This window comes from Micromonospora sp. WMMD1128, from assembly GCF_027497235.1.
GTDB lineage: Bacteria > Actinomycetota > Actinomycetes > Mycobacteriales > Micromonosporaceae > Micromonospora.
Map to the genome: position 1 here is coordinate 2,895,437 of NZ_CP114902.1, position 26,141 is coordinate 2,921,577.

The window sequence follows — 26,141 nt, forward strand, 5'->3', positions numbered from 1 at the left end:
CTCACTTTTCGTCCGCTGTCTGCGTGGGACGTCGTTCGGGTGGCCAACTCCGTGACTAGCACCGGTGTGGCCAACACTAGGAGGGTTGAGACAGTCACTGGGGGTAATTGAGAAATCTTCGTTGCCGTCCGGTGTTACCCCTCTCGCCACCGGCCGACGGACATGTCGGCACGTCGAGGATGAGACCGGACAGGCGTCAGGACGACCCGTGCGGGCTGAGCGCCGCCGACCACAGGGCGATCCGGCGGTCCCGGCTTCGCCGGCTCAACAGCGCGAAGCAGACGGCGAGGACGACGAGGTCCGGATGCCGCCCGGTCACCTCGACGTCGACCGGGGCGCCCGGCCGGCCCGACGTGCGCGCGGTGACGGTCCCCCCGGGCCGGGTCAGCACACCCTCGTACCGCCGGAACCCGCGCGTCGTCCGCCACCCGGCCGGGGTGTCCATACCGGCCCACCGGGCCGACGGCGGCTCCAGTTCGAGCAGCGGCGCGTCCGCCGGCCCGGCGGTGATCCGCAGCCGGCGTCGGCCCTGGGCGCGTAACGACCAGGCGCCCTCGGACGTGGTCGCGTCGGCGCGGACCAGGCCACGGTCGGCGTGCAGCGTCCCGCGCGGCGAGGTCCCCGCCGTCAGCGTCCACAGTCGGCGGCCCGTGCGGCGCAGCGTCAGATCAGTCATGTCGTACCCCCGTGATCGTGGTGTGAGCGGCTCAGCCGGACGGCGGCTCCGGCCGTACCAGCCCGGTGTCGTACGCGAGGACCACCGCCTGGATGCGGTCCCGCAGCCCCAGCTTGGTGAGAATCGCGGAGACGTGGGTCTTCACGGTTGCGGTGCTCAGGTGCAGCCGGGCGGCGATCTCCGCATTGGACAGCGCCCGCGCGGTCAGGGTGAGCACCTCCCGCTCCCGGGCGGTCAACGCCGCGAGCGCCCGGTCGGCGGCGGGTGCCGGGCCGGGCAGCCGGTCGGCGAACCGGTCCAGCAGCCGTCGCGTCACGGTCGGCGCCAGCAGCGCCTCACCCCCGGCCACCACCCGCACCGCCTCGGCGAGGTCGGCCGGGCGGGTGTCCTTGAGCAGGAAGGCGCTCGCCCCGGCGCGCAGCGCGGCGTAGACGTGCTCGTCGACGTCGAACGTGGTGAGCATGACGATCCGGGCGGGATTGCCGGCGGCCACCAGGTCCCGGGTCGCGGCGATGCCGTCCCGCCGCGGCATCCGCACGTCCATCAGCACCACGTCGGGCCGGGTACGCGTCGCCACCGCGACCGCCTCGACGCCGTCCGCCGCCTCCCCGACCACGGTCAGGTCGGGCCGGGCGTCGAGGACCATCCGCAGCCCGGCGCGGATCAGCTCCTGGTCGTCGGCGACCACCACCCGTACGCACTCACTCCTCGCGCTCACCGGACCGCCGCCCGCACCGGGAGCTGCGCGCGTACCCGGAAACCGCCGGCCGGCAGCGGGTCGGCGTCGAGCGTGCCGCCGAGCAGCCGGGCCCGTTCCCGCATGCCGACGATGCCGCGCCCGCCGGGCCGGCGGGCCGGCGCCGAGCCGTCGTTGACCACCTCCAGCCGCAGCAGCCCGTCGCCGTAGCGGACGTTGACGTCGGCGCGGGTCGCGTGCCCGTGCCGCAGCGCGTTGGTAAGCGATTCCTGCACGATCCGGTACGCGGAGAGCTGCACCCCGCCGGGCAGCGCCTCGCCGTCGCCCTCCCGGCGTAACGTCACCGGCAGCCCCACCGCGCGGACGGCGTCGACGAGCGCGTCGAGCTGCGCCAGCCCCGGCTGCGGCCCGTCCGGGTCCGACCCGTCGTCGGCGGTCAGCGCGTGCAGCATCGCCCGCAGCTCGGTAAGCGCCGACCGGGCCGCCGTGTTGATCGACCCGAGCGCGGCACGGGCCTGCGCCGGGTGCCTGTCGAAGACGTCCTCGGCGGCGACGGCCTGCACGGCGATCACCGCCACGTGGTGGGCGACCACGTCGTGCAGCTCGCGGGAGATGCGCTCCCGCTCGGTGGCGCGTACCTGCCGCTCCCACTCGCAGCGCCGCTGCGCCTGGGCGCGGAGCAGCTCGCCGATCGACCAGCTGAGGCCGAGCGCGGTCACCGCGAGCAGCATGTCCCGCCAGCCGCCGCTGACCAGCTTCCACGGCGTGGGCGCCACCAGCACCGCGAGCGCGGCGAGCGAGAACCGCGGCGGTCGGAGCCGGGCGACGTAGGACAGCGGCGCGGCCACCAGACCGAGCCAGCCCAGCGTCGGGCAGAGCGCCTCCAGGCCGACGCCGGCGAGCGCGGCCACCGCGAGCGCGTACCCGGGTCGGCGCCGGATCCAGAGCAGGCAGCTGGCCTGCAGCACCGCTAGGCCGACCGCGGCGGCGGTCCCGCCCGGCGTGGCCGGGCCGACGTCCGAGGTCAGCAGCACGAGCAGCGACACGCCGAGACAGGCCGCGGCGATGCCGCCGTCGAGCAGCAGCAGGAACCGGGTCCGGGACAGACACTTCATGTCCCGGATGCTAGGCCGCCGACCCACCTGACCTCATCGGCCGCGAGACGGACATCCGGCCCGCCCGTGGTTCCCGGGACGGAGCCGGGAACCGGCCCGCGGCGCGATCCGCGTGACGCCCCGCCGGCCCTAGCGTCGTCCGCAGTCGATTTCACCGCACCGGAGGTACGCACCGATGGAAACCACGATCCCGAGCGCCACCGTCCGTCCGTCCCGCCGCCGCGACCGGCTGTTCACGGTGCTCGCCGCCACCGCCGCCACGCTGCTGGGCTGGGCCGTCGCGGTGCCGCTCGCCGGGGTGGAGCTGACCGCCCGCGGCGGCGGCGCCGAGCAGCGGGTGACGCCGGTGGCGGTGGCGGTCAGCACGGTGCTCGCCGGGTTGGCCGGCTGGGCGCTGCTGGCCCTGCTGGAGCGGTTCACCGGCCGGGCGCGGACCGTCTGGAGCGTGGTCGCGGCGCTGGTGTTGCTGCTGTCCCTGGTCGGGCCGCTGACCGGGGGAGTGGGCCGGGCGGCCACGGTGACGCTCGTGATCCTGCACCTGCTCGCCGGCGCGGTGCTGGTGCCCGGCCTGCGGCGTACCGCCGCGCGCTGACCGGCCGGGCCGGGACCGCCCGCGACGGGGGTGGGCGGCTCCGGCTCGTCACGGTGCGTGACATTGGCGGGCGCCCGGGCGTGGCTCGCTCCCGCCTTTGCTCTGCAGCCATCCGCGCAGCAGGCACGGAACGTCACCGAACCGGTCCACCCCCGCCGGTGGCGGACCGTGCGTCTGAGCAGCTCAACCACCTGCTGCGCGGATGGCTGCAGAGCAAAGGCACCGGGGGGCATCAGTCCGTCCCGGGCCGTGCCATCACGCTCGGCAATCATTGCGCTGCGTGACCAACGTCGTCCGGTGATATCAAGCCAGCAACCACCGCCGAGGCGATACGGCTAGCCTCCTAGGACGCCTTAGGGGCGGTGCCGCACCTCCCTCGGCAGCTGTCGGGACTCGGCCACGAATTTTTCTGCTCGGGATGTCGAGAACCCGGGGCCGGCTCCGTCCCCGGTCCGAACGCGGCCAGAATGAGTCGCACCCGCATCGAGGAGAAGCATCATGGCGAAGTACCTGCTGCTGAAGCACTACCGTGGCGGCCCGAAGCCGGTCATCGACATGCCGATGCTGGACCGGTGGACGCCGGAGGAGGTCACGGCGCACGTGCAGTACATGAACGACTTCGCGGCCCGCCTGGAGTCCTCCGGCGAGTTCGTCGACGGTCAGGCACTCTCCCCGGAGGGCACCTTCGTCCGCTACGACGGGGAGGGGCGCCCGCCGGTCACCGACGGCCCGTTCGCCGAGACGAAGGACCTCATCGCCGGCTGGATGGTGATCGACGTGGACAGCTACGAGCGTGCCCTCGAACTGGCCGCGGAGCTGTCCGCCGCGCCGGGGCAGGGCGGCCGGCCGATCCACGAGTGGCTGGAGCTGCGCCCGTTCCTGACCGAGCCGCCCACCATCACGGAGTGACCTGATCCGATGGACGACGTGATGCTGCGCAGCCTCACGCCGAGCGTTCTCGGTGTCCTCGTCCGCCGCGGAGCTGACTTCGCGGCGGCCGAGGACGCCGTGCAGGACGCGCTTGTCGAGGCGCTCCGCGTGTGGCCGGCCGGCCCGCCGCGCGAGCCGAAGGCGTGGCTTGTCACCGTCGCCTGGCGCCGGTTCCTCGACATGGCGCGCGCCGACGCCGCCCGGCGCCGGCGTGAGGAGACCGTCGACGAGGAGCCGGCGCCCGGGCCGGTGTCCGGGGCGGACGACACGCTGCGGCTCTACTTCCTCTGCGCGCATCCGGCGCTGACACCGTCGTCGGCGGTCGCGCTCACCCTGCGCGCCGTCGGCGGGCTCACCACCCGCCAGATCGCCCGGGCGTACCTGGTGCCCGAGGCGACCATGGCGCAGCGGATCAGTCGGGCCAAGCGCACCGTCACCGGCGTACGGTTCGACCAGCCCGGCGACGTCGCGACCGTGCTGCGCGTGCTCTACCTGGTCTTCAACGAGGGCTATTCCGGCGACGTCGACCTCGCGGCCGAGTCGATCCGGCTCACCCGGCAGCTCGCCGCCGCCATCGACCATCCCGAGGTGGCCGGGCTGCTCGCCCTCATGCTGCTGCACCACGCGCGCCGGGCCAGCCGCATCGGCCCCGGCGGCGGTCTGGTGCCGCTCGCCGAGCAGGACCGCCGCCGGTGGGACACGGGTCTCATCGCCGAGGGCGTGGAGATCCTGCAGGGGGCGCTGGCCCAGGACCGGCTGGGGGAGTTCCAGGCGCAGGCCGCCGTCGCCGCCCTGCACGCCGACGCGCCCACCGCCGCGGAGACCGACTGGGTGCAGATCGTCGAGTGGTACGACGAGTTGGTCCGCCTCACCGACAACCCGGTCGTCCGGCTCAACCGCGCGGTCGCGGTCGGCGAGGCGGACGGCGCACGGTCCGGGCTGGCGGCGCTCGCCGAGCTGGACGAGACGCTGCCCCGGTACGCGGCGGTGGCGGCGTACCTGCACGAACGCGACGGCGACCGGCCGACGGCGGCCCGGCTCTACGCCGACGCGGCCCGCAAGGCCACCAGCATCGCCGAGCGGGACCACCTGACCCGCCAGGCCGCCCGCCTGAACACCCGGTGAGGCGGGTACGGCGGGCGTCGAGCTGAACCGTCGGCGGTGGCCGGTGGGGTCCTCGACGGTGGGCTCCGATGGCGCGCCTCGCCACACGCTAGCCTGCGGGCATGGATCTGGGGCCGCACGGCGAGCGGGTGGCCGTGTCCCTCGCGCGCCGACTCGACCGGCTGACCTTCGAGGATCTGGCCACCGACCAGGTGACCGCCCGGCTCGTTGACGCCGTGGTCGAGTGGGCGACAGATGAGGGTTGGCGGGTCTACCGCCGGGCGGCGAGCGTGCTGCCGTTGCCGCCGCCGTTGTCCGGGCGGCAGTCGGTGCTCGACGTCGCCTGCGCCCGGCCGGACGGTCCACCCGTCGTCGTCGAGGTCGACCACACCGACCGTCGACGGACCGTGGAGAAGCTGCTGGCTGAGGCCGGGGCCGGACGGATCCCGATCTGGCTGCGCTGGGGCGTACCCGGGTTCGCCGCGCCACCCGCGCCGATCCGGATGGTGACGGTCGAGGTGTCCCGCCGCAACGGTTCGGCCGGCCGGGGGCGGCTGCACTCGCGGCGACCGGTGGCGGACCGGCCGGCACCTGCGCACTCGGTCACGGCGGTCGGCCCGGCGGCCCCGGTCGCGTTGCCGATTCCCCTCCCTGGCGAGCCCGACTGAGCGGAGTGGCGTGTGCGGGGCCTCCGTAAATTGCTCGGCGGGCGGCGCTGTCACTGGTAGCTTGCCCCGTCGTGACGGGGGAACGACTCGGGGGGCGCTTCGCCCGCCTGTGGACCGCGAGCACGCTGTCCGCGCTCGGCAGCGGCACGGCCACGGTGGCCGCCCCGCTGTACGTGGCGTCGCGTACCGACGACCCGCTCGTGGTGTCCGCTGGCGCGGCGGTGTCGTGGTTGCCGTGGCTGCTGTTCGCGCTGCCCGGCGGGGTGCTGGCGGACCGGGTGGACCGGCGTCGGCTGATGGTGCTCATCGACTGGGTGCGGGTCGTCGCGCTGGCCGCGCTGGCCGCGGCGATGCTCGCCGACCGGGCCGGGATCGTGCTTCTCTACCTGGTGCTGTTCGTGGTCAACGCCGGTGAGGTGGTGTTCCGCGTCGCCGCCCAGGCGGTGCTGCCGGCGGTGGTGCCCCGGTCCCGGCTGGAACGGGCAAACGGCTGGCTGAGCGGCGGCGCCCAGGTGACGCAGAACATGGTCGCCGGCCCGCTCGGCGGGTTCCTGTTCGTGCTCGCGGCGGCGGCGCCGTTCGCGCTCAACGCCGGCACGTACGCGCTCAGCGCCGTGCTCGTCGGTCTGCTCGCCGGCACGTATCGCGGGGAGGGGGCGAGGACCGGGCCGCGCTCGGCGCGGGCGGAGATCGCCGAGGGCTTCCGGTGGCTGCTGTCGCAGCGGCTGCTGCGTACCATGGCCGTGCTGATCGGGCTGCTCAACGTCACGCTGACCGCGGCGATCGCGGTGCTGGTGCTGCTCGCGACCGAGCGCCTGGGCCTCGGTTCGGTCGGCTACGGCGCGTTGTTCACCTGCCTGGCGGTGGGTGGGCTGCTCGGCTCGGTCGTCGGTGACCGGTTGATCGCCGCCTTCACCGCGACCTGGACGGTGCGGGTGGGCCTGCTTGTCGAGGCCGGCCTGCACCTGGCGTTGGCCGCGTCGCGCAGCGCGGCGGTGGTCGGGTTCGCGTTGTTCGCGTTCGGGGTGCACGGCGCGTTGTGGAACATCGTGGCCAACTCGCTGCGGCAGCGGCTCACCCCGCCGGCGATGCTGGGTCGGGTGGGCAGCACGACGTTGTTCGTCGCGGCCGGCGGCAACTGCGTCGGCGCGTTGCTCGGCGGCGTGGTGGCGGCCCGGTACGGCATCACCGCCCCGTACTGGGTGGGCTTCGTGGTGGCGGTCGCGGTGATCGCCGCGACGTGGCGGGTCTTCGACCGGGCCACGGTGGCCGCCGCGTACGCCGAGCCGGCCGTCGCGGAGGTCCGCGAGCTGGCCACCGGATAGCCCCCGCGCGCGAACTGCCCACCGGTTTGTTAAGCGGGGGCCCTTCCTCTACCGCAGGCGTTAACCGGGGCCCCCTCCTTGAATCGTCCCGCGGGTGTGGCAGCGTGGGTGGGTGTCCGCTTTCTCCCCGGTCGACGTCGACCTCGCGCTGGTCGGCGGCGGTGGCGCCGCCTCCCTGGTCCTGGCCGCCCTGGACCGGCATCGGGTGCGCGGCGTGCGGGTGGCCGTGGTGGATCCGGTCCGCAAGCGCGGCCAGGACCGCACCTGGGCGTTCTGGGGCACCCCCGGCGGCGACCTCGATCCGCTGCTGAGCGCGAGCTGGTCGCGGGTGGAGGTGGTGACGGCGGCGGGCCGCCGCGTCCTGCCGTTGGACCCGCTGCGGTACGCCATGCTGCGTTCCGCCCCGGTCTACGACCGGGCTGCCGAGGCGGAACGGCGGCTGGACGCGGTGCGGATCGGCGCGGCGGCGGGGGAGGTGCGCGACGACGGTGCTCGGGTGACCGTGCACGACCCCGCCGGTGGGGTGTTGGTGCGGGCCGGCTGGGTGCTCGACTCCCGGCCCCGCCCGCCCGCGCGGCCGGGGCGTACGACCTGGTTGCAGCACTTCCGGGGGTGGTGGTTGGCGGCCGAGAAGCCGACGTTCGACCCGGGCCGGGCGGTGTTGATGGATTTCCGCACCCCGCAGCCGGAGCGCGGGGTGTCCTTCGGGTACGTGCTGCCGGTCGACGACCGGTTCGCGCTCGTGGAGTACACCGAGTTCGGGCCGGCGGTGCTCGACGACGCCGGCTACGACGCGGCGCTGCGCGGCTATGCCGGGCTGCTCGGTCTGGACCTGGGCGCGCTGCGGGTGCGGGAGGTGGAGAACGGGGTGATCCCGATGACCGACGGCCCGTTCGTGGCCCGCCCGAGCCCTCGGGTGGTGCGTTTGGGCACCGCCGGTGGGGCGACCCGGCCGTCCACCGGGTTCACGTTCTCCGCCATGCTGCGCCAGGCCGACCAGGTGGCCCGGGCCGTGGCGGCGGGTCGCCCGCCGGTGCCCGCGCCCGCGTACCCGGGTCGGCACCTGTGGATGGACGCGGTGGCGTTGCGGGCCCTGGACCGGGGGCACGTGGCCGGGGTGGAGTTCTTCGAGCGGCTGTTCGACCGCAACCCGCCGGAGCGGGTGCTGCGCTTCCTCGACGGCGTCACCAGCCCGGTCGAGGACCTGGCGGTGATGCGGTCCAGCCCGTTGCTGCCGATGACCGGCGCGGTGCTCGGGGACGCCGCCGGCCGGCTACGCGCCCGGCTGCGCCCCGCCTAGGGTCGCGGCGACCCGGTCGCGCACCAGCGCCCGCAGCCGCTCCATCGGGTCGCCGTCGCCCGCGCCGAGCCGGTTGCGCACCGCCGCCACCGTCAACCCCAGTTCCGGGTACGCGAACGCGAGGCTGCCGCCGCTGCCGGCGGTGCCGAACGACCCGTCGTCGTCGACCGCGTACCCGAGCCCGAACGTGCTCTCCTGCCCGAACACCCACTCCTGCGCGCGCACCGCGGGCGCGGACACGGCGCGCAGCCGCTCGGGGGAGATCAGTCGGACCCCGTCGACCGGGCCGAGCAGCGCCGCGTACATCCGGGCCACCGCGCGGGCGCTCATCGTGCCGACCGACGGCACCTCGGCGCGGAGCACGTCCGGGTTGCCGCCGATCGTCGCGTCCGGCCGGACCGCGGGCGGGGCCACCGCGTCGAAGTGCGGCAGGTTGGCGCCGGCCCAGGTCATCATCGCGGACAGGCCGGCGTCCTCCAGCCGGGCCAGCCGGGGCAGCTCCGCCTCGGGTACGGCGAGGAACAGCTCCCGGTCGACGGCGAGCGGCCCGGCCACCTCCTCGGCGAGGACCCGGGAGATCGACCTGCCGGTGACCCGGCGGACCACCTCGCCGACCAGCCAGCCCCACGTCCAGGCGTGGTAGGCCAGCCGTTCGCCGGGCGCCCACAACGGCTTCGCGTCGGCGAGCAGATCGCACATGCGCTGCCAGTCGGTGAAGTCGGCGGGGGTGATGTCGGCGGGCAGGGCGGGCAGGCCGGCGGTGTAGGTGAGCACGTGCCGCAGCGTGATGCCGTCCTTGCCGTTGCGGGCGAACTCCGGCCACACCCGCGCCAGCGGAACGTCGTAGTCGAGGCGGCCCTGCTCGGCCAGCACGTGCACCACGGTCGCGGTGAGGCCCTTGCCGGTGGAGACCGCGTGCACCGGCGTGTCGGCGGTCATCGGCCGGCCGGCGTCGGTGTCGGCGAGGCCGGCCTGTTCCTCGACGATCGGCGCGCCGTCGAGGTAGGCGGCGACCTGCACGCCGGCCTCCCGCCCGGAGGTCACCAGGTCGTCGATCGTCGCGCGCACTTCGGCCCGCAGGCCGTCCCATCGGTCGTCCACGGTCAGGGAGCCTGCCAGAGCGCCGCGTCGGCGTCGCCCGGTTTTTCGTCGTCGATGTCCCTCCGCCGGAGCCGTGAGACGGTGCGCCGTCGAGGGTCGGGCGGCGCACCCGGTAGGTTGCCGGCATGGCGGAGGCGGAGACCGGCCGGGTCGTGGAGATCTGGACCGACGGCGCATGCAGCGGCAATCCCGGGCCCGGTGGCTGGGGCGCGGTGTTGCGCTGGGGCGGGCACGAGCGGGAGCTGTGCGGTGGCGAGGCGGCCTCCACCACGAACAACCGGATGGAGCTGACCGCCGCGATCGAGGCGTTGGAGAGCCTGACCCGCCCGGTGACCGTGCGGCTGCACACCGACAGCACCTACGTGCGTAACGGCATCACCGGGTGGTTGAACGGGTGGAAGCGCAACGGCTGGGTCACCGCCGCGAAGCAGCCGGTGAAGAACGCCGACCTGTGGCAGCGGTTGGAGGCCGCCTGCGCCCGGCACGACGTCACCTGGCTGTGGGTGAAGGGCCACAACGGACATCCGGAGAACGAACGCGCCGACGCGCTCGCCAACCGGGGGATGAGCGAGTCGCGGGGCGGCGGTTCACCGGCCACCCCGCGCACGCCGGCGGCTCACCGCAGCGGGCGGCCCTCCTCGATCTCCTCCGGCCCGTCGGCCGGGTCGGCGGCGCCGGAGACGGCGTCCACGTCGTAGCCGGCCCGGCTGGTGTCCCGCGCCGAGCGCCGGTCCTCGGCCGGCAGGTCGGCGAAGTCGTCGCCGCTGTCGTCAGTGGTGTGCAGGGATTCGCCCGGCGGGCGCAGGGACGCCTCGTAGGCGGTGGCGCCGTCCGGTTCGTCGCCGGCCGCGCGGCCGAAGGACTCTTCACTGGTCATGTCGCACTCCTGCCCGCATCCGGTGACGGCAAACGTTCAGCGGGCCGCGTCCGGGTGCGTCGGCATCGACGAGCCGCCCGAACTGCTGCCGGACGCCCCGCCGGCCATACCCGACCCGTCGTCCTCGGTCACCTCGCCCGATATCCCACCGGTCCCGCCCCCGTCCCACCTCGACTGTTCCCGCCGCCTACCCACCCCACCCCCACCAAAACCCCACCCACCCCGCCCCGCCGCCCGCCCACCTCACCCACCCGCCGTCCCCCGCCCCAGCGGTGATCAAGGGGTTCACGTCGAGAGGCCGCGTTGTCGAGACGCGAACTCCTTGATCAACGGGGATGGCGCGGGCGGGGATGGTGGGCCGGGCGGTGGCGGGGTGGGCGAGGTGCGGTGGGGGTTGGGGGGCGGGACGGGGTTAGCGTCAGGAACCAGTGCGCGGGGCGGCGCAGGCCGGGCGGTAGGACGGTGCGGTGGTCGCCGCGGGCGGCGTCGAGCTGGGACTGGTGCGTGAACAGGCACTCGCCGAGATCGGCGCCGCGCAGGTCCGCGCCGCGCAGATCGGCCCCGGTCAGGTCGGCGGCGCCGAGCCGAACCCCGCGCAGGTCCGCCCCGATCAGGGTGGCGCCGCGCAGGTTCGCCCCGGCCAGCGCGGCGCGGCGCAGGTCCACGCCGATCAGCACGGCGCCCCGGCGGTCCGGCCCGGCCCGACCGGCGCGGGCCTGCTCGCCGGCGCTCGACAGCAGTCGGTTGACCCGGTCCCGGTGCGCGTCGGCGTCGACCGCGAGCAGTTCCTCCGGAGTGCCGTCGGTGAGCCGGCCGGTCTCGTCCCGCGCGGCGGCCAGGTTGTCGCGCAGCGGACCGGGCGGGGTGAGCCGCACCGCCTCGGTCAGATACCAGAGCAGCTCGTGCAGCGGTCGCAGCACGGCGAACGTGTCGAACATCCGCCGTGCGGTCGCCGGGTCCGTGCGCCAGTCGTGGCCGGCGAAGGTGCCCTGGGTGAGGTGCTGGCCGGCACCGAAGCAGTCGAACACGGTGCACCCGGGGAAGCCGCGTTGCCGCAGCTCCGAATGGATGCCGCAGCGGGAGTCGGGGCGCAGGTTCGGGCAGGGCCGCCCGGCCGGCTTGTCGATGGCGAAGTCGGCCGAGGCGGCGAACGCCGGCGCGACGCAGCAGACCCCCGCGCAGCGCGCGCAGTCCGCCCGCAACTCCCACCCCTCGCGCTCACCGGTCATCCGCCGCCCCCTCCGACATCCGGTCCATTCTCCGCTGGCCCACCACCCGCACCCCACCCGCCCCGCGATCATGAAGTTGGCGGCGCCCGCCGTTCGAATTGTCGCCGGCAACCTCATGATCGGCGGGGCGGGTGTCAGGGCCGCTTCCGCGAGTAGAGGGCGGCCAGGGCGGCGGCGGTGTCGGCCAGCCGGGTGCGGAGCGCGGCGGGAGAGAGGACCTCCACGTCGGCGCCGAGCCGCAGCAGGTCGCCGTGCGCGTGGGTGAGCGACTCGATGGGGATGACGGCCCGCACCCAACCCGCCGCGTCGGGCGGGCCGGCGGACGCCTCGGCGGCGGCGACCACCACGTCGCTGCCGATCTCCCGCAGCCGCGCCCGCCCGCCCGGGGAGAGCCGGACGGTGGCCTCGTCCCGGTGCAGGCCGGCCCGGAACGCGACCACGTGCGCCCGCCACCACGCCGGCAGGTCGAACTCCGGCCGGTCGAACGGCTCGTCCAGCGGGGTGAGGTCGAGGATCTGGTTGACCCGGTAGGTGGCCGGCTCGGCGCGGTCCGGCCGGGCCGCGACCACGTACCAGCGGCCACCCTTGAGCACCAGCCCGTACGGCTCCAGCACCCGGGTCACCTCGCCGCGCCAACCGCGGTAGCGGACCCGGACCCGATGTTCCCGCCACACCGCCTCGGCCGCCTCGGCCAGGTGCGGTGACGGGTCGCCGTCGGAGTACCAGCCCGGCGTGTCCAGGTGGAAGCGCTGCTCCAGCCGAGCGGCCCGGTCGGCCAGCGGGGCGGGGAGCGCGGCGCGCAGCTTGAGCTGCACGGCCGCCACGACCGACTGGTAGCCCAGCTCGGCGGCCGGCCCGGGTAGCCCGGCGAAGAGCAGCCGGTCGGCCTCCTCCCCGGTCAGCCCGGTCAGCCGGGTACGCCAGCCGTCGACAAGCCGGTAGCCGCCGGCGTGTCCGGCCTCGCCGTACAGCGGGATGCCTGCGGTGTGCAGCGCCTCGACGTCCCGGTAGATCGTGCGTGCCGACACCTCCAGGCGGGCGGCCAGGTCGGCGGCGGTGAGCCGGCCGTGCGCCTGGAGGAGCAGCAGGATGGACAGGAGTCGACTGGCCCGCATCCGCTGACACTAGCTGTCAGGGGAGCGGCCCTACGGTCCCCGGCATGGCCTTCCACGACAAGGAGCTGACCGTGCCCGGGACCGTCGAGGTCGCCGGCCGGCACGTCAAGCGCTACCACATCGACCAGCCGCGGCGTCGCCTCGAACCGGAGGTGGTCGCCGCCGCGTCCGCGTACCTGCCGTCGCTGCTGCCCGCCCCGGACGGCGGCACCCCGCCGGCGAGCTGGGTGGTGCTGCACCGGGGCGCGGACACCGGGGCGTACCTGTTGGCGTACAGCTGGTTCTTCGACAACGTCGTCGAGTGCCGGATCGCGATCGCCGGGCAACCGGCGCTGGCCTGCCCGGACGACGACCCGGCGCACTTCGTCGACCTGGACCGGCCCGGGGTGGGGTGTGTCTGGGAGCTTGGCGTGCTGGAGCACGAGCGGCTCGCGTGGATCCGGCACGTGCTCGCGCCCGAGGCGCCCGACCTGGCCGGCTACCTGGCCGACGTGCGCGCCGAGGGGCCGGTGGGGCGAGCGCGCCCGGGCGGCGTGGCCGGTGGCGTGGTGGTGCGGTAGATCGCGGTCAACCAGACGTCGAGCAGCACGTCGACCACGTCCCGCTCGGCCACCGCCGGGCCGTCCCCGGCGAACGTCGCGTACCAGACCCGCTCGTTCATCGAGTTGAGCGCGATGGCGAGGTCCCGGGCGGGCAGCCCGTCCGGGGCCGCGCCGCGGGCGCGTTCCACCTCGACGGCGGCCTGCACCGCGCGTACCCAGCGTTCCAGGACCTCGGCCCAGAGCCGCCGCACCTCGGCGTTGGTGCCGCGCACCTGGGCGCACGCCAGCACCACGTCCCGGTGGGCGCCGAAGATCGCGTGGAACCGGGCGATCAACTCCCGCCACCTGGCACGCGGGTCCTCGGCGAGCCGGTCCAGCACGTCGCCGGCGGCGGCGTCGGCCTCCTCGGTGACCCGGTCGAGCAGGGTGAGCAGCACCGCGTCCTTGGCGGGGAAGTAGAAATAGAAGGTGGGCCGGGAGATGCCCGCGCCCCGGGCCAGGTCGTCGATGGAGATGTCGCCGAACGGTCGCTCCCGCAGCAGGCGCTCGGCGGTGGCCAGGATCGCGACCTCCCGGTCGTCGCCGGTGGAGCGGCCGGCCCGCCGCCCGCGCGTCGGCGCGGCGCCGGTCGGCGTACGGGCGGGGCTCATGTCGGCCGATGCTACACCCGGTCAACACCCTGTCGATTCCACTCGACAGGGTGTTGACTGGTTTCGGGAGCGGTGGCTAGTGTCCGGTCCACCGCGGGCAGAACGGGAGAAGCGATGGCCCCCGACCACGTCGACGTCCTCATCGTCGGCGCCGGCCTGTCCGGCGTCGGCGCCGCCGTCCACCTGGGTCGCGAGTGCCCCGGCAAGACCTACGCGGTGCTGGAGGCCCGCGGCGCGATCGGCGGGACCTGGGACCTGTTCCGCTACCCAGGCGTCCGCTCCGACTCCGACATGTACACCCTCGGCTACTCGTTCAAGCCGTGGACCGACCCGAAGGCGATCGCCGACGGCGAGTCGATCCGCCGCTACGTCCGGCAGACCGCCCGGGAGTACGACGTCGAGCGGCACATCCGCTTCCACCACCGGGTGGTACGCGCCGAGTGGGACAGCGCGACCGCCCGCTGGACCGTGCACGCCCACCGCGACGACACCGGCGAGGACACGACGCTCACCTGCGCGTTCCTGTTCGCCAACTCCGGCTACTACCGCTACGACGAGGGCTACACCCCGCGCCTGCCCGGCGTCGAGCGGTACGCCGGCACGCTCGTGCACCCGCAGCACTGGCCGCAGCGGCTCGACTTCACCGGCCGGCGGGTGGTGGTGATCGGCAGCGGCGCTACCGCGGTCACCCTGGTCCCCGCCATGGCCGAGCGGGCCGCCCACGTCACCATGCTCCAGCGCTCACCGACGTACGTCATCTCGCTGCCCTCGCGCGACAGGTTCGCCGACGCCGCCCGGCGGTGGCTGCCCCCCACGGCCGCCTACGCCGTCACCAGGTGGAAGAACGTGCTGCTCGGGGTGGCCAACTTCCAGCTCAGCCGACGCGCGCCCGGGCTGGTGAAGCGGTACCTGCGCCGGGCCGCCACGGGCCGGCTCCCCACCGGGTACGACGTGGACCGGCACTTCTCGCCCCGCTACGACCCGTGGGACCAGCGGCTGTGCGTGGTGCCCGACGGGGACCTGTTCACCGCCCTGGCCGACGGCCGCGCGTCGGTGGTGACCGACACCATCGACACGTTCACCGCGTACGGCATCCGGCTCGCCTCCGGCGCGGAGCTGCCGGCCGACATCGTGGTCACCGCCACCGGCCTCAACCTGCTCGCGCTCGGCGGCATGACGCTCGCCGTCGACGGCGTCGACGTCGACCTCGCCGCCACCGTGGCCTACAAGGGCATGATGCTCTCCGGCGTGCCGAACTTCGCCATGACGATCGGCTACACGAACGCGTCCTGGACGCTGAAGGCGGACCTGGTCGCCACCTACGTCTGCCGGCTGCTGCGCCACCTCGACGACACCGGCCAGCAGATCGTCACCCCCCTCGCCCCGGACACCGACGACCTGGCTCCGATCATCGACCTACGGTCCGGGTACGTGCTGCGCTCCGTCGACCAACTGCCCAAGCAGGGGCCGCGCGCGCCGTGGCGGCTGCACCAGAACTACCCCCGGGACGTACGCCTGATGCGGCACGGGCCGCTCACCGACGGCGTCCGGTTCGCCCGGGCCGGCGTGCCGGCCACCGCCGCCCACTCTGGAGGCAACCATGCGTGACCTGGACTTCTCCGGCGGCACCGCGGTGCTCACCGGCGCCGCGAGCGGCATCGGCGCGGCGCTCGCGCACGGCCTGGCCCGACGCGGCGCCGACCTGGTCCTGCTCGACCGCGACGCCGACGGGCTGGCCGCCGTGGTGGCGGCGATCCGGGCCGCGCACCCGGACCGGCGGGTCGAGACGCACCTGGTCGACCTCGCCGACGCCGACGCCACCGACCGGGTCGCCGCCGAGATCCACCGCGCCCATCCCCGGATCCGGCTGCTCGTCAACAACGCCGGCGTCGCGCTCGGCGGCCGGTTCGACCAGGTCACGCTGGACGAGTTCCTCTGGGTCATCGAGATCAACTTCCGGGCGGTGGTGCGGCTGACCCACGCGCTGCTGCCGGCGCTCAAGGCCGAGCCGGGCGCCCACCTGGTGAACGTCTCCAGCCTCTTCGGCCTCATCGCCCCCGCCGGGCAGGCCGCCTACGCGGCGAGCAAGTTCGCCGTACGCGGATTCACCGAGGCGCTGCGGCACGAGCTGGTCGACGACGGGATCGGCGTCACCTCGGTGCACCCGGGCGGCATCCGCACCCGGATCGCGGCCCGCGCGCGGGTCGGCAGCGGCGTCCCGATCCAGGAGTACGAGGCCGGCCTCCGACAGTTCGAGAAGCTGCTCACGATCGACCCGGCGACCGCCGCCGAGACGATCCTGCGCGGCGCGGGGCGTCGTCGCGGCCGGGTGCTGATCGGCTGGTCGGCGAAGCTGCCCGACCTGCTCGCCCGGATCGCCCCCGCCGGCTACGGCCGGGTGCTGGCCCTGGGCATGCGCCCGCCGCGTACGCCGGTGTCCCGTGCCGCCCCGGGGCCCGGTCGGTCGGCGTGACAGTCGCCCTGCCGGCGGTCGACGAGCGCACCGTGGGCGGACGGCGGATGCGCTGCCGGATCACCGGCGACGGGCCACCGGTGGTGCTGCTGCACGGCATCGGCCGTACCCTCGACGACTTCACCGCGCTGCACGCGGCGCTGGCCCGGGACCACCGCGTGCTCGCCGTGGACCTGCCCGGCCACGGCGGCTCCGCGCCCCTCGACGGGCCGCACACGCTGCCCGCGCTGGCCGGCGCGGTCGCCGGTTTCCTCGACGCCGCCGGGGTCACCGGCCCGGCCCACCTGGTCGGCAACTCCCTCGGCGGGGCGGTGGCCATGCGTGTCGCCGCCGACGCCCCGCACCGGGTGGCGGACCTGGCGCTGCTCGACAGCGCCGGCTTCGGGCGGGAGGTGACCGTGGCGCTGCGGCTGCTCGCGGTGCGCCCGCTGGCCCGGCTGCTGCTGCGCCCGCACCCGGCCATCGCCCGCCGCACCGAGCGGGCCATCTTCTTCGACCCGGCGTACGTCACCGACGAGCGGGTCGCCACCGCGCTGGCCGTGGCCCGGCAGCCGCACGCGGCCCGGGTGATCCGGGAACTCGTCCGCCACCTGGGCACCTGGCGTGGGGTGCGCCCGCGCTGGCGCGCCGAGCTGCTCGACGCGGTGGCCGCGCTGGACCTGCCCACGCTGCTGGTCTGGGGCGACCGCGACCTGATCCTGCCCGCCGCGCACCTGGCGTACGCGCGGACCCGGCTGCCCGGGGCGCGGGCCCACCTGTTCCGCGACACCGGCCACATGCCGCAGATCGAGCGGACCATCGAGGTGGAGGCGCTGCTGCGCGACCTCTGGTCCGCCCGCCCAGCCCTCTGACCCACCCCACCACCCCACCACCCCACCACCCCACCCCGCCAGGTTGATCATGAACTTGACGGCGTCGGGTGTCCGATTTGTCGCCGCCAACTTCATGATCGCGCCGCCGTGGCGCGGGAGGGGTGGGGTGGGTGGGTGGTCTGCGCCACGGTGTGGGGGCGGGGGGATGGGGGGCGGGGGACGGGCGCGCACCATGGATGCATGAGGCAGGCGTGGCGCGAGGCGGTGGCGCCTCAACACCGCCGCCACCAGGCTCGGGACGCCACGGTGAGTGTCGGCCGCCGACCCGCCGGCCTGGTCTACGCGGTGGCCGTCACCGCGTACGTGGCAGCCGTGTTCCACCGCGGCTCGCTCGGCGTGACCGGGGTGGACGCGACGGACCGCTTCGGTATCAACGCGTCCGCGCTCGCCACCTTCTCCGTCGCCCAGCTCGCCGTCTACGCGGCCATGCAGATCCCGGTCGGGGTGCTGCTGGACCGGTACGGTTCGCGCCGGCTGCTGCTGGCCGGCGGCGCGCTCATGGTGGCCGGGCAGCTCGTGTTCGCGGTCGCCGTCGACGTGCGCCTCGCCGTCGTCGCCCGGGTGCTCGTCGGCCTCGGCGACGCGATGACGTTCATCAGCGTGCTGCGGATCGTGGCGTTCTGGTTCCCCGGCCGGCGCAACCCGTTGCTGGTGCAGCTCACCGGCACCATCGGTCAGCTCGGGGCGGTGCTCGGCGCCGTACCCCTGGTGGCGCTGCTGCACCACGCGGGCTGGACCCCGGCGTTCCTGACCGCGGCGGCGCTCGGCGTCACGGTGCTGCTGCTGGTCCTCGCCGTGGTGCGGGACACCCCGCACGCCGGGCACGTCACCGCGCTCGCCCCCGGGTTCGCGACCGTGCGTCGGCAGCTCGCCGACGCGTGGGCGCAGCCCGGCACCCGGCTGGGCCTGTGGACGCACTTCGTCACCCAGTTCTCCGGCTCGGTGTTCGCGCTGCTGTGGGGTTACCCGTTCCTGGTGCAGGGGCAGGGTTACTCACCCACCGCCGCGGCCGGGCTGCTGACCCTGATGACGGTGGTGACGCTGGCGTGCGGTCCGGTGGTCGCGCACCTGTGCGCCCGGCACCCGTACCACCGTTCGGTGGTGGTCTTCGCCATCACCGCCGCCACCGCCGCGGTCTGGGCGGTGGTGCTGTCCTGGCCCGGCCGCGCCCCGCACGGGTTGATGGTGGCCCTGGTGGTGGTGCTCGCGGTCAACGGCCCCGGCGCGGTGATCGGCTTCGACTACGCCCGGACGTTCAACCCGGTGCACCGCATCGGCAGTGCCACCGGCATCGTCAACGTCGGCGGGTTCGCCGCCTCGATCGTGCTCATCCTGGCCGTGGGCGTGGTGCTCGACCTGGCCACCCCGGCCGGGCGGGCCGCCCCGCCGCTGTCCGCGTTCCGCCTGGCGTTCGCGGTGCAGTATCTGCTCTGGGCGTTCGGCGCGGTGCAGGTGCTGCGTTACCGCAACGCGGCCCGGCGTCGGTTGGCCGCCGAGCGGGCGCCGGTGGCGGTGCCCGCCTGAGGACGCGGCCCGGTCAGCGGCGCCGCCGGTGGGTGAGCGAGTCCAGCATCAGGGTCACGCCCGCACCGACCAGCCACACGTCCTTGGCCAGGCCGATGCCCGCCTGGCTCGGCCGCAGGCTGGTGCCCTCCCGCATGCCCGGCGTCTTCAGGTAGAGCTGCACCAGCCCGGCGCCGAACGCGGTGAGCGCGGCGCCGGCGAGCAGCGACGGGACGAACGGGGCGAGCAGCGCCGCGCCGAGGGCCATCTCGCCGCGGGAGAGCAGCACCGCGAACCGGTCCGGCGGGACCTGCCCCAACTGCGGGATCGCCCCGGCGGCCATGCCGTGCACCCCGGCGGCGGCCTCGCCCTCAAGCGTCCGCTTGGACAGCCCGGAGTTCAGGATGTACGCCCCGATGGCCACCCGCAGCGGCGCATGCGTCAACCTCATGATCACTCCCGTTCGACGTCGGAGAACCGGCACTGGCGGATACCCGGCGTCGACCGGGACAATCCGCCCGGTGCCACCGGGCCACCGGCGATGATCGGCGGTAGGTTCGGCGGGGGACCAGCAGCCGGTGAGCGCGAGGAGCGAGCCGGTTCTGCGAGCCCCGCAGTCGCGAACGAAGGAGGCACGGTGAGCGCGAGGAGCGAGCCGGTTCTGCGAGCCCCGCAGTCGCGAACGAAGGAGGCACGGTGAGCGCGAGGAGCGAGCCGGTTCTGCGAGCCCCGCAGTCGCGAACGAAAGAGGAGGCAGAGTGAGTCAGGAAGTCCGGGGAGTCGTGTCGCGGCGCAAGGGCGCACCCGTGGAGGTGACCACGATCGTGGTGCCCGACCCGGGGCCGGGCGAGGCGGTGGTACGCGTCCAGTCCTGCGGCGTCTGCCACACCGACCTGCACTACCGCGAGGGCGGCATCAACGACGACTATCCGTTCCTGCTCGGCCACGAGGCCGCCGGCGTCGTCGAGCAGGTGGGCGACGGCGTCACCGACGTGGCCCCCGGCGACTTCGTGGTGCTCAACTGGCGGGCCGTGTGCGGGCAGTGCCGGGCCTGCCGGCGCGGCCGGCCCTGGTACTGCTTCGCCACCCACAACGCGGCGCAGAAGATGACCCTCACCGACGGCACCGAGTTGGCCCCCGCGCTGGGCATCGGCGCGTTCGCCGAGAAGACGCTCGTGCACGCCGGGCAGTGCACCAAGGTGGACCCGTCCGCCCGGCCCGCCGCCGTCGGGTTGCTCGGCTGCGGCGTGATGGCCGGCCTCGGCGCGGCCATGAACACCGGGAACCTGACCCGGGGCGACTCCGTCGCGGTGATCGGCTGCGGCGGTGTCGGTGACGCCGCGGTGGCCGGCGCGGCCCTGGCCGGCGCGACCACGATCGTCGCGGTGGACACCGACTCCCGCAAGCTCGACTGGGCGCGGAAGTTCGGCGCCACCCACACCGTCAACGCCTCCGAGGACGATCCGGTCGAGGCGATCCGCGCGGCCACCGGCGGGTTCGGGGCCGACGTGGTGATCGACGCGGTGGGTCGCCCGGAGACCTGGAAGCAGGCGTTCTACGCGCGGGACCTCGCCGGCACGGTCGTCCTGGTCGGCGTGCCGACCCCGGAGATGACCGTCGACCTGCCGCTGCTCGACGTGTTCGGCCGCGGCGGCGCGCTCAAGTCCAGCTGGTACGGCGACTGCCTGCCCAGCCGCGACTTCCCGATGCTCACCGAGCTCTACCGGCAGGGTCGCCTCGACCTGGACGCGTTCGTCTCCGAGGAGATCGCCCTCGACCAGGTCGAGGAGGCGTTCACCCGGATGCACCACGGCGACGTGCTGCGGTCGGTGGTGGTCTTCCCGTGACCGCCCGCGTCGACCACACCGTCACATCCGGCACGTTCTCGCTGGACGGGCAGACGTTCGACGTGGACAACAACGTCTGGGTGATCGGCGACGACGACGAGTGCGTCGTCGTCGACGCGCCGCACGACGTGGCCGCCATCCGCGCGGTCGTCGGCGACCGTCGCGTACTCGCGATTCTGGCCACCCACGCCCACGACGACCACGTCCGGGTCGCTCCCGAACTGGCCCGGGCGACCGGCGCGCCGGTGCTGCTGCACCCGGCGGACCGGGTGCTGTGGGATCAGGTCCACCCGGACACGCCGCCGGACGGCGACCTCGTCGACGGGCAGACCGTCACCGTCGCCGGCACCACGCTGCGGGTCCTGCACACGCCCGGCCACAGCCCGGGCGCGTGCAGCCTCCACGCCCCGGAGTTGACCGCGGTCTTCACCGGCGACACGCTCTTCGCCGGCGGTCCCGGCGCGACCGGCCGCTCCTGGAGCGACTTCGACACCATCGTCGAGTCGATCCGCGCCCGGCTGCTCACTCTGCCGTCGGAGACCGTGGTGCACACCGGGCACGGCGACGACACCAGCGTCGGCGCGGAGGCGCCGCACCTCGACGAGTGGATCGCCCGGGGTCACTGAACCGTCCGGCGGTGCTACTGGCCCGGTCCGACAGTGCCACCGGCCCGGCCCGGTAGCGCCGCCGGGCCGGGCCGCCGTCGTCCGGAGCACCGGTGATCGTCCGCCGGGCAGGTGCGGCATCCGGACCGGTGCCGCACCGTAACGAAGGGACGGTCGGCTCGCCCCCGCCCGCGGCGTACCCGAAGGAATTCCCTGGCCCGCCCGCGCCCGGCCCGGCGATACTCGGCCGCGTGCCCGCGACGACCCTGACCGCCGCCCAGTCCGCCGCCCTGCGGCACGTGCGCGACGTCGCGCTGCGGGACCGCCCGGCCGCGCTCGCCGTGATCGCGGCACACCTCGCCGACGCCGGCGCCGTCGTCCGGGGCGAGGAGGTCGTCGCGGCGGTGACCGGGTACGGCCGGCTGACCGTCAACTTCCACCCCGACCGGCTGCTGCGCGACGGCCGTACCGTGGTCGAGGCGCTCGACGCCGAGGGTGTCTACCGCAGCCAGTTCGAAACCGGCATCGGCAACGGCGGACTGACCGCGTATCCCGGCGGGGACCGGGACGTCTGGGAGGAGGCGATGTTCGGCGGCGCGTACCAGCGTCCGGGTGTGCTACCCGCGGAGCGTCCGAAGTACGGCGGCCTGAACCTGCTCGACCATCCCGACGGCGCCTGCCCCCGGTTCGGCTCCTGCCACCTGCGGCTGCGCCCGGAGGTCCTGGCCCGGACGACGTTCACCTTCGGCGACAGCCACCTCCGGCCGACCGAGGTCGGCACCGCCACCGCCTTCGAGCCGGTTCTCGCCGCGCTGCTCACCTCCACCGCCGACACCGGCGTCAGCCTGGGCGTGTCCAAGATGGACACCGGCATCCTGCTGCGGACGCTGCTGTCGCGCCGGGAGCGCGCATCGGAGCGGGCCGGCCGCGCGCTCGACGACTACATCGAGGCGCAGGTGCACGGTGAGGTCCGCCTCGCCCGCGACGTCGTGGCGGTGGTGGTCGACCCGTCGTTCCGCGACACCGACGTGGGACGCCGCCTCGTCGGGATCGCTGGCCGGCACGGCTTCGCGTTGCGCTGGCACGCCGGGTTCGAGCTGCCCGTCGACGGCGTCGACGCCGATTTCCGCGGACCGGACATCCCGCCGCTGGCCGCCCGCGTGCACGCCGAGTTCGGCCGGCCGGGGGAGCCGCTGTACGCGGCGTTGATCGGCCGCGCCGCCGCCTCCCTGGCCCGCGAGCCGCAGCGTTGGGCCGACCGCGGGCCGGCCGAGTTGACCTGGCAACACCTCAAGCAACTCTGGCACGTCCTGGTGCGGTTCGGCGGTCCGACCTGATCGTCCCTTTTGTCGGAGTGACGCGCCCGGTGTCCGTTGCTGCGGGTGACCTGGACCGCAGCTCGCGCCTAGACCGACATAACCGGAATGACCGACACACCGGGCTGGTTGAGTCCCCCGTACCGTCGGCATCCAAACCCGTGCCGCCGGTCGACCCCCGAGGGGCGCTCACCCCGGAGCGCGTCGTAACGATCGAAAGGGCAACCATCGTGAAGCAGCACGTCGCTCGATGGCTCCCCGCCATCGCGAAGACCGCCGCCGAGAAAACCAGCGGCATCACCCGCAACCGTCGGGCCGTACTCACCGTCGCCGGCGTGACCGCCCTGGGCGGGCTCGCCTACGGCCCCACCGCCGTCGCCGCCCCGGTGACAAGCGGACCGCACGCCGGCGCCGTGGCCGCCATCGACCTGGCCACCGGTAGGAAGTCCGGCACCGAGGTGGCGAAGTCCGGCCTGACCACCGGCAGCGACAAGGTGCCGACCAAGGCCGACCGGCCGAGCCGGGACACGCTCATGCCGCACGGCGTCGAGGGCGCCCAGTCGCGCATCCCGCTCGACGACGCGCAGGTCGAGAATGCCAAGGCCATCGTCGAGGCGGCCAAGGACACCGGCGTGGGGGAGCGGGGCGCCGTCATCGGCGTCGCCACCTCACTCCAGGAGTCGAAGCTGTACAACCTGGGTCACCTCGGCAGCTACAACGACCACGACTCGGAGGGCCTGTTCCAGCAGCGTCCGTCGTCCGGTTGGGGCACGTCCGAGCAGATCACCGATCCGGAGTACGCCAGCAAGGCGTTCTTCGGCGCGCTGAAGAACATCGGTGGCTGGCGGGACCTGCCGCTGACCAGCGCGGCGCAGACGGTCCAGGTGTCCGCCTACCCGTACGCGTACGCGCAGTGGGAGGAGCAGGCGGCGGACATCGTGCAGCAGCTCTGGTGACACCGTCACCCCCGACCGGCCGGCCCCGCTTCCGGGGCCGGCCGGTCGGCTTTCCCCGGTCGGGCGTGCCCGCCCCGAGCCGGGACATTTGGCATGTGCGGGACATTCAGGCCGGTGTGCCCAATGGGCTGATACACCTGTCGCTGTCCCAGTCCCGGCGCGGAGCGCTGATACACCCACGACCTTCCACTCATGGCCCGGCGAAAGCGCGGGTGGAACGGTGTGGGCGTCTTCGTGTGCGGGTGGGTGGGGTGTCCGGTTCGGGGGTGGTGGGTGGCACTCTGGCGGCGGAATCGTCGCGGGGGTGGGGGCGTTGTAACGCGGTGAACGACCGAGGAAGGCCGGCGCGCCCATGCCGCGCGGCCGACCCCGCCCCCGGGAATGACGGTGGGTAGCCGGTCGTTACACAGTCACTCCGGCCCACCCGCGCCCCGCCCCGCGAAGGCCGCCGGAACCCCCGAACTTTGAGCGCCTGACGGTGCTCGCCCGCGCGCCGACCACCCCCGCTCGGCGTGTGTGTCGACCCCCGGAATGGAGCCCCCCATGAACACGATTCTGCGTAAGAGTGTCCTGGGTATCGCTGGTCTGGCGTTCACCGGTGGTGTGTTCGCCGGTCCGATCGCCGCCCACGCCGACACCCCCACCCACACCGGTAAGCCCGTCACCGCCACGGCCGTGGTGCAGGCCGAGGGCAAGCAGTCGACTATCGACCTGAACGGTGAGCAGACCGCCAACGTCAAGGCGATCATCGCCGCGACGAAGAAGGCGGGCCTGCCCGAGCGGGCGGCGGTCATCTCCATCGCCACCAGCTTGCAGGAGTCGAAGTTGGAGAACCTGGGTCACCTGGGCGACACCAACGACCACGACTCGCTGGGTCTGTTCCAGCAGCGTCCGTCGAGCGGTTGGGGTAGCCCGGAGCAGATCACCGACCCCGAATACTCGACGCTGGCGTTCCTGAAGGGCCTGAAGCAGGTTGACGGCTGGCAGGACATGCCGCTGACCGAGGCCGCGCAGACCGTCCAGGTGAGCGCCTACCCCGACGCCTACGCCCAGTGGGAGAACCAGGCCACCGACCTCGTCACCCAGCACTGGAACAAGTAACGGATACCCGAGAGCCGGCACCCGCCCAGGGTGCCGGCTCTCGTGCTACCGCTTGTGTTAAGCGGGGCCCCTTCCTCTACCGGAGGCGTTAACGGGGGCCCCCGCCTTGCGTGCGGAGCGGTGGCCGGCGACGATGTCGGTTACGGCGACGGCCAGGGCCAGCACGATGATTCCGGCGGCCAGCAGCAGCGAGTGCCGGAACGCCAGCCCCCAGTCGTTTTGATTCTGCGCCAGCGTCGAGAAGAACAGCGCGCCGACCGCCGCGATGCCGGCGGCGGTGCCGATCCGCTGCCCGGTCTGGAGCATGCCGGCGCCGCTGCCGGCCATCGGCACCGGCACCTCGGAGAGCGTGAGCGTCTGGTTGGGGGCGATCACCAGACCGCTGCCCAGCCCGGCGACGAGCAGCGGCAGCGCGGTCCGCAGCGGCACGTTCTGGTGCGACCCACCGGTCAGCACCAGGTCGGTCGCGACCAGCCCGACCACCACGGCGAGCAGTCCGATCGCGACCAGTGGCCGACCGTACCGGGTGACGACCCGGCCGCCGAGCGCGGACGCGAGCGCCGAGCCGAGCGCGAACGGGGTGATCGCCACGCCGGCCACCAGCGCGCTGTAGCCCAGGCCGATCTGGAGGTAGAGGGTGAAGATGAAGAAGATGGCGGTGAACCCGGCGAAGTAGATCAGCCCGATCAGGGAACCGAGGACGTACGAGCGCAGCCCGAACAGCCGCAGGTCGAACAGGGGTGTGGCCTGCCGGGCGAACCGGCGTTCCCAGAACGCGAAGCCGGCCAGCAGCAGCAGGCCCAGCGGGATCAGCAGCCACTTGGCCGAACCCTGCCACTGCTCCCGCTGCACCAGCGGCAGCAGGATCACGGTGACCCCGGTGCCGAGCAGCAGCACGCCCACCGGGTCGAGCCGGTGCCGGTGGGGCTGCCCTTCGGGGCGGCCCGGCACCAGCCGCCAGCCGAGCACCATCGCCACGATGCCGACCGGGATGTTCACGAAGAACACCCACCGCCAGCCGTGCTCCTCGCCGCCGAGTTGGATGAGCAGCCCGCCCAGCAGCGGTCCGACCGCGGTGGAGATGCCGATGGTGGCGCCGAGCAGGCCGAAGGCGCGACCCCGGTCCGCGCCCCGGAACAGCTGCTGGATCATGCCGCTGACCTGTGGGTTCACGATGCCTGCGGCGGCGCCCTGGACGAGTCGGGCGATGATCAGCCAGGTCGACGAGGTGGCCAGGCCGGCCAGCGCGCTGGTGAGCGTGAACAGGCCCACCCCGACCACGAACGCGGTCCGCCGGCCGCGCGCGTCGCCCAACCGTCCGGCCGGCACCAGCACCAGGCCGAACGTCAACGCGTACCCGGACAGCACCCACTGCAGGTCGCTCGGGGTGGCGTCGAGCGCCCGGTCGATCGACGGTACGGCGACGTTGACGATGCTGACGTCGAGCAGCGTCATGAACGCCGCGACCAGGCCGACGCTCAGCGCCTGCCAGCGGCGCCGGTTGTCGTACCCGGCCTCCGGCGACCGGTCGCCGCTCATCGTGCCGT

27 protein-coding genes are annotated in these 26,141 nt (G+C 74.3%); 17 read left to right on the top strand and 10 right to left on the bottom strand.

Annotated features, from left to right (window positions below; all coding sequences use genetic code 11):
• Positions 1 to 196: 196 nt before the first annotated feature.
• From O7602_RS13235 to O7602_RS13245, 3 genes are all read right to left on the bottom strand, one after another.
• Entirely contained in the window at positions 197 to 676 is a 480-nt protein-coding gene (locus tag O7602_RS13235; RefSeq protein WP_281589216.1) for a hypothetical protein, read from the bottom strand.
• Between the two features lie 31 nt (positions 677 to 707).
• On the bottom strand, positions 708 to 1,322 hold the full coding sequence (locus tag O7602_RS13240; protein ID WP_281590280.1) for a response regulator transcription factor: 615 nt from the start codon (positions 1,320 to 1,322) through the stop codon (positions 708 to 710).
• Between the two features lie 68 nt (positions 1,323 to 1,390).
• Positions 1,391 to 2,488: a sensor histidine kinase gene (locus tag O7602_RS13245; RefSeq protein WP_281589218.1), complete on the bottom strand. Its 1,098-nt coding sequence runs from the start codon at positions 2,486 to 2,488 to the stop codon at positions 1,391 to 1,393.
• 175 nt (positions 2,489 to 2,663) lie between these two features.
• On the opposite strand from O7602_RS13245, the gene O7602_RS13250 reads away from it, so the two are divergent.
• The 6 genes from O7602_RS13250 (at position 2,664) to O7602_RS13275 (ending at position 8,407) form a co-directional block, all read left to right on the top strand.
• Positions 2,664 to 3,080 carry a DUF6069 family protein gene (locus O7602_RS13250; protein WP_281589220.1) on the top strand — a complete coding sequence of 139 codons (417 nt, stop codon included), beginning with the start codon at positions 2,664 to 2,666 and terminating at the stop codon, positions 3,078 to 3,080.
• Positions 3,081 to 3,578: 498 nt separating this feature from the next.
• Entirely contained in the window at positions 3,579 to 3,989 is a 411-nt protein-coding gene (locus tag O7602_RS13255; RefSeq protein WP_281589222.1) for a YciI family protein, read from the top strand.
• Between the two features lie 9 nt (positions 3,990 to 3,998).
• Complete coding sequence (locus O7602_RS13260; protein ID WP_281589224.1) at positions 3,999 to 5,135, top strand: DUF6596 domain-containing protein; 1,137 nt, start codon at positions 3,999 to 4,001, stop codon at positions 5,133 to 5,135.
• A gap of 101 nt (positions 5,136 to 5,236) precedes the next feature.
• A complete protein-coding gene (locus tag O7602_RS13265) occupies positions 5,237 to 5,782 on the top strand; it encodes a hypothetical protein (protein WP_281589225.1) in 546 nt (181 codons plus the stop codon).
• A 71-nt stretch (positions 5,783 to 5,853) separates the two neighbouring features.
• Positions 5,854 to 7,107, top strand: coding sequence for an MFS transporter (locus tag O7602_RS13270; protein ID WP_281589226.1), 1,254 nt, complete (start codon positions 5,854 to 5,856; stop codon positions 7,105 to 7,107).
• A gap of 94 nt (positions 7,108 to 7,201) precedes the next feature.
• The gene (locus tag O7602_RS13275) at positions 7,202 to 8,407 is read left to right on the top strand and encodes a lycopene cyclase family protein (RefSeq protein ID WP_281589228.1); all 1,206 of its coding nucleotides are present in this window, start codon (positions 7,202 to 7,204) and stop codon (positions 8,405 to 8,407) included.
• Here the strand turns inward: O7602_RS13275 and O7602_RS13280 are convergent.
• On the bottom strand, positions 8,381 to 9,508 hold the full coding sequence (locus O7602_RS13280; RefSeq protein ID WP_281589230.1) for a serine hydrolase domain-containing protein: 1,128 nt from the start codon (positions 9,506 to 9,508) through the stop codon (positions 8,381 to 8,383). The two genes, O7602_RS13275 and O7602_RS13280, sit on opposite strands and share 27 nt — an antisense overlap.
• 125 nt (positions 9,509 to 9,633) lie before the next feature.
• Here O7602_RS13280 and rnhA point away from each other — a divergent pair, with 125 nt between their 5' ends.
• Entirely contained in the window at positions 9,634 to 10,206 is a 573-nt protein-coding gene (gene rnhA / locus O7602_RS13285; RefSeq protein WP_281589232.1) for a ribonuclease HI, read from the top strand.
• Here the strand turns inward: rnhA and O7602_RS13290 are convergent.
• From O7602_RS13290 to O7602_RS13300, 3 genes are all read right to left on the bottom strand, one after another.
• Complete coding sequence (locus O7602_RS13290) at positions 10,125 to 10,385, bottom strand: hypothetical protein (protein ID WP_281589234.1); 261 nt, start codon at positions 10,383 to 10,385, stop codon at positions 10,125 to 10,127. The two genes, rnhA and O7602_RS13290, sit on opposite strands and share 82 nt — an antisense overlap.
• 326 nt (positions 10,386 to 10,711) lie before the next feature.
• Positions 10,712 to 11,614 (bottom strand): pentapeptide repeat-containing protein, encoded by a 903-nt coding sequence (locus tag O7602_RS13295; protein WP_281589236.1) that lies wholly within the window; start codon positions 11,612 to 11,614, stop codon positions 10,712 to 10,714.
• Between the two features lie 134 nt (positions 11,615 to 11,748).
• The gene (locus O7602_RS13300; protein ID WP_281589238.1) at positions 11,749 to 12,729 is read right to left on the bottom strand and encodes a WYL domain-containing protein; all 981 of its coding nucleotides are present in this window, start codon (positions 12,727 to 12,729) and stop codon (positions 11,749 to 11,751) included.
• A 44-nt stretch (positions 12,730 to 12,773) separates the two neighbouring features.
• On the opposite strand from O7602_RS13300, the gene O7602_RS13305 reads away from it, so the two are divergent.
• Positions 12,774 to 13,289: a hypothetical protein gene (locus tag O7602_RS13305; RefSeq protein WP_281589240.1), complete on the top strand. Its 516-nt coding sequence runs from the start codon at positions 12,774 to 12,776 to the stop codon at positions 13,287 to 13,289.
• Here O7602_RS13305 and O7602_RS13310 read toward each other — a convergent pair.
• A complete protein-coding gene (locus tag O7602_RS13310; protein ID WP_281589242.1) occupies positions 13,208 to 13,921 on the bottom strand; it encodes a TetR/AcrR family transcriptional regulator in 714 nt (237 codons plus the stop codon). The genes O7602_RS13305 and O7602_RS13310 overlap by 82 nt on opposite strands.
• Positions 13,922 to 14,035: 114 nt before the next feature.
• On the opposite strand from O7602_RS13310, the gene O7602_RS13315 reads away from it, so the two are divergent.
• The 4 genes from O7602_RS13315 (at position 14,036) to O7602_RS13330 (ending at position 18,790) form a co-directional block, all read left to right on the top strand.
• Positions 14,036 to 15,529 carry an NAD(P)/FAD-dependent oxidoreductase gene (locus tag O7602_RS13315; RefSeq protein ID WP_281589244.1) on the top strand — a complete coding sequence of 498 codons (1,494 nt, stop codon included), beginning with the start codon at positions 14,036 to 14,038 and terminating at the stop codon, positions 15,527 to 15,529.
• Positions 15,522 to 16,394 (top strand): SDR family NAD(P)-dependent oxidoreductase, encoded by an 873-nt coding sequence (locus tag O7602_RS13320; protein ID WP_281589245.1) that lies wholly within the window; start codon positions 15,522 to 15,524, stop codon positions 16,392 to 16,394. Before O7602_RS13315 ends, O7602_RS13320 begins: the two co-directional genes overlap by 8 nt.
• A complete protein-coding gene (locus tag O7602_RS13325) occupies positions 16,391 to 17,245 on the top strand; it encodes an alpha/beta fold hydrolase (RefSeq protein ID WP_281589247.1) in 855 nt (284 codons plus the stop codon). Before O7602_RS13320 ends, O7602_RS13325 begins: the two co-directional genes overlap by 4 nt.
• Before the next feature lie 201 nt (positions 17,246 to 17,446).
• On the top strand, positions 17,447 to 18,790 hold the full coding sequence (locus tag O7602_RS13330) for an MFS transporter (RefSeq protein WP_281589249.1): 1,344 nt from the start codon (positions 17,447 to 17,449) through the stop codon (positions 18,788 to 18,790).
• Positions 18,791 to 18,803: 13 nt separating this feature from the next.
• Here the strand turns inward: O7602_RS13330 and O7602_RS13335 are convergent, their stop codons facing one another.
• A complete protein-coding gene (locus tag O7602_RS13335) occupies positions 18,804 to 19,220 on the bottom strand; it encodes a hypothetical protein (protein WP_281589251.1) in 417 nt (138 codons plus the stop codon).
• A gap of 307 nt (positions 19,221 to 19,527) precedes the next feature.
• On the opposite strand from O7602_RS13335, the gene O7602_RS13340 reads away from it, so the two are divergent.
• The 5 genes from O7602_RS13340 (at position 19,528) to O7602_RS13360 (ending at position 24,594) form a co-directional block, all read left to right on the top strand.
• Positions 19,528 to 20,616, top strand: a complete 1,089-nt coding sequence (locus O7602_RS13340) for an S-(hydroxymethyl)mycothiol dehydrogenase (RefSeq protein WP_281589253.1) — start codon at positions 19,528 to 19,530, stop codon at positions 20,614 to 20,616.
• Positions 20,613 to 21,242, top strand: coding sequence for an MBL fold metallo-hydrolase (locus tag O7602_RS13345; RefSeq protein WP_281589255.1), 630 nt, complete (start codon positions 20,613 to 20,615; stop codon positions 21,240 to 21,242). The genes O7602_RS13340 and O7602_RS13345 overlap by 4 nt, the downstream gene beginning before the upstream one ends.
• Positions 21,243 to 21,472: 230 nt before the next feature.
• Complete coding sequence (locus O7602_RS13350; protein ID WP_281589257.1) at positions 21,473 to 22,558, top strand: DUF3626 domain-containing protein; 1,086 nt, start codon at positions 21,473 to 21,475, stop codon at positions 22,556 to 22,558.
• 242 nt (positions 22,559 to 22,800) lie between these two features.
• The gene (locus O7602_RS13355; RefSeq protein WP_281590281.1) at positions 22,801 to 23,493 is read left to right on the top strand and encodes a hypothetical protein; all 693 of its coding nucleotides are present in this window, start codon (positions 22,801 to 22,803) and stop codon (positions 23,491 to 23,493) included.
• Positions 23,494 to 24,036: 543 nt separating this feature from the next.
• Entirely contained in the window at positions 24,037 to 24,594 is a 558-nt protein-coding gene (locus O7602_RS13360; protein ID WP_281589258.1) for a hypothetical protein, read from the top strand.
• 57 nt (positions 24,595 to 24,651) lie between these two features.
• Here the strand turns inward: O7602_RS13360 and O7602_RS13365 are convergent, their stop codons facing one another.
• Positions 24,652 to 26,133 (bottom strand): MFS transporter, encoded by a 1,482-nt coding sequence (locus O7602_RS13365; protein WP_281589260.1) that lies wholly within the window; start codon positions 26,131 to 26,133, stop codon positions 24,652 to 24,654.
• Positions 26,134 to 26,141 lie beyond the last annotated feature (8 nt).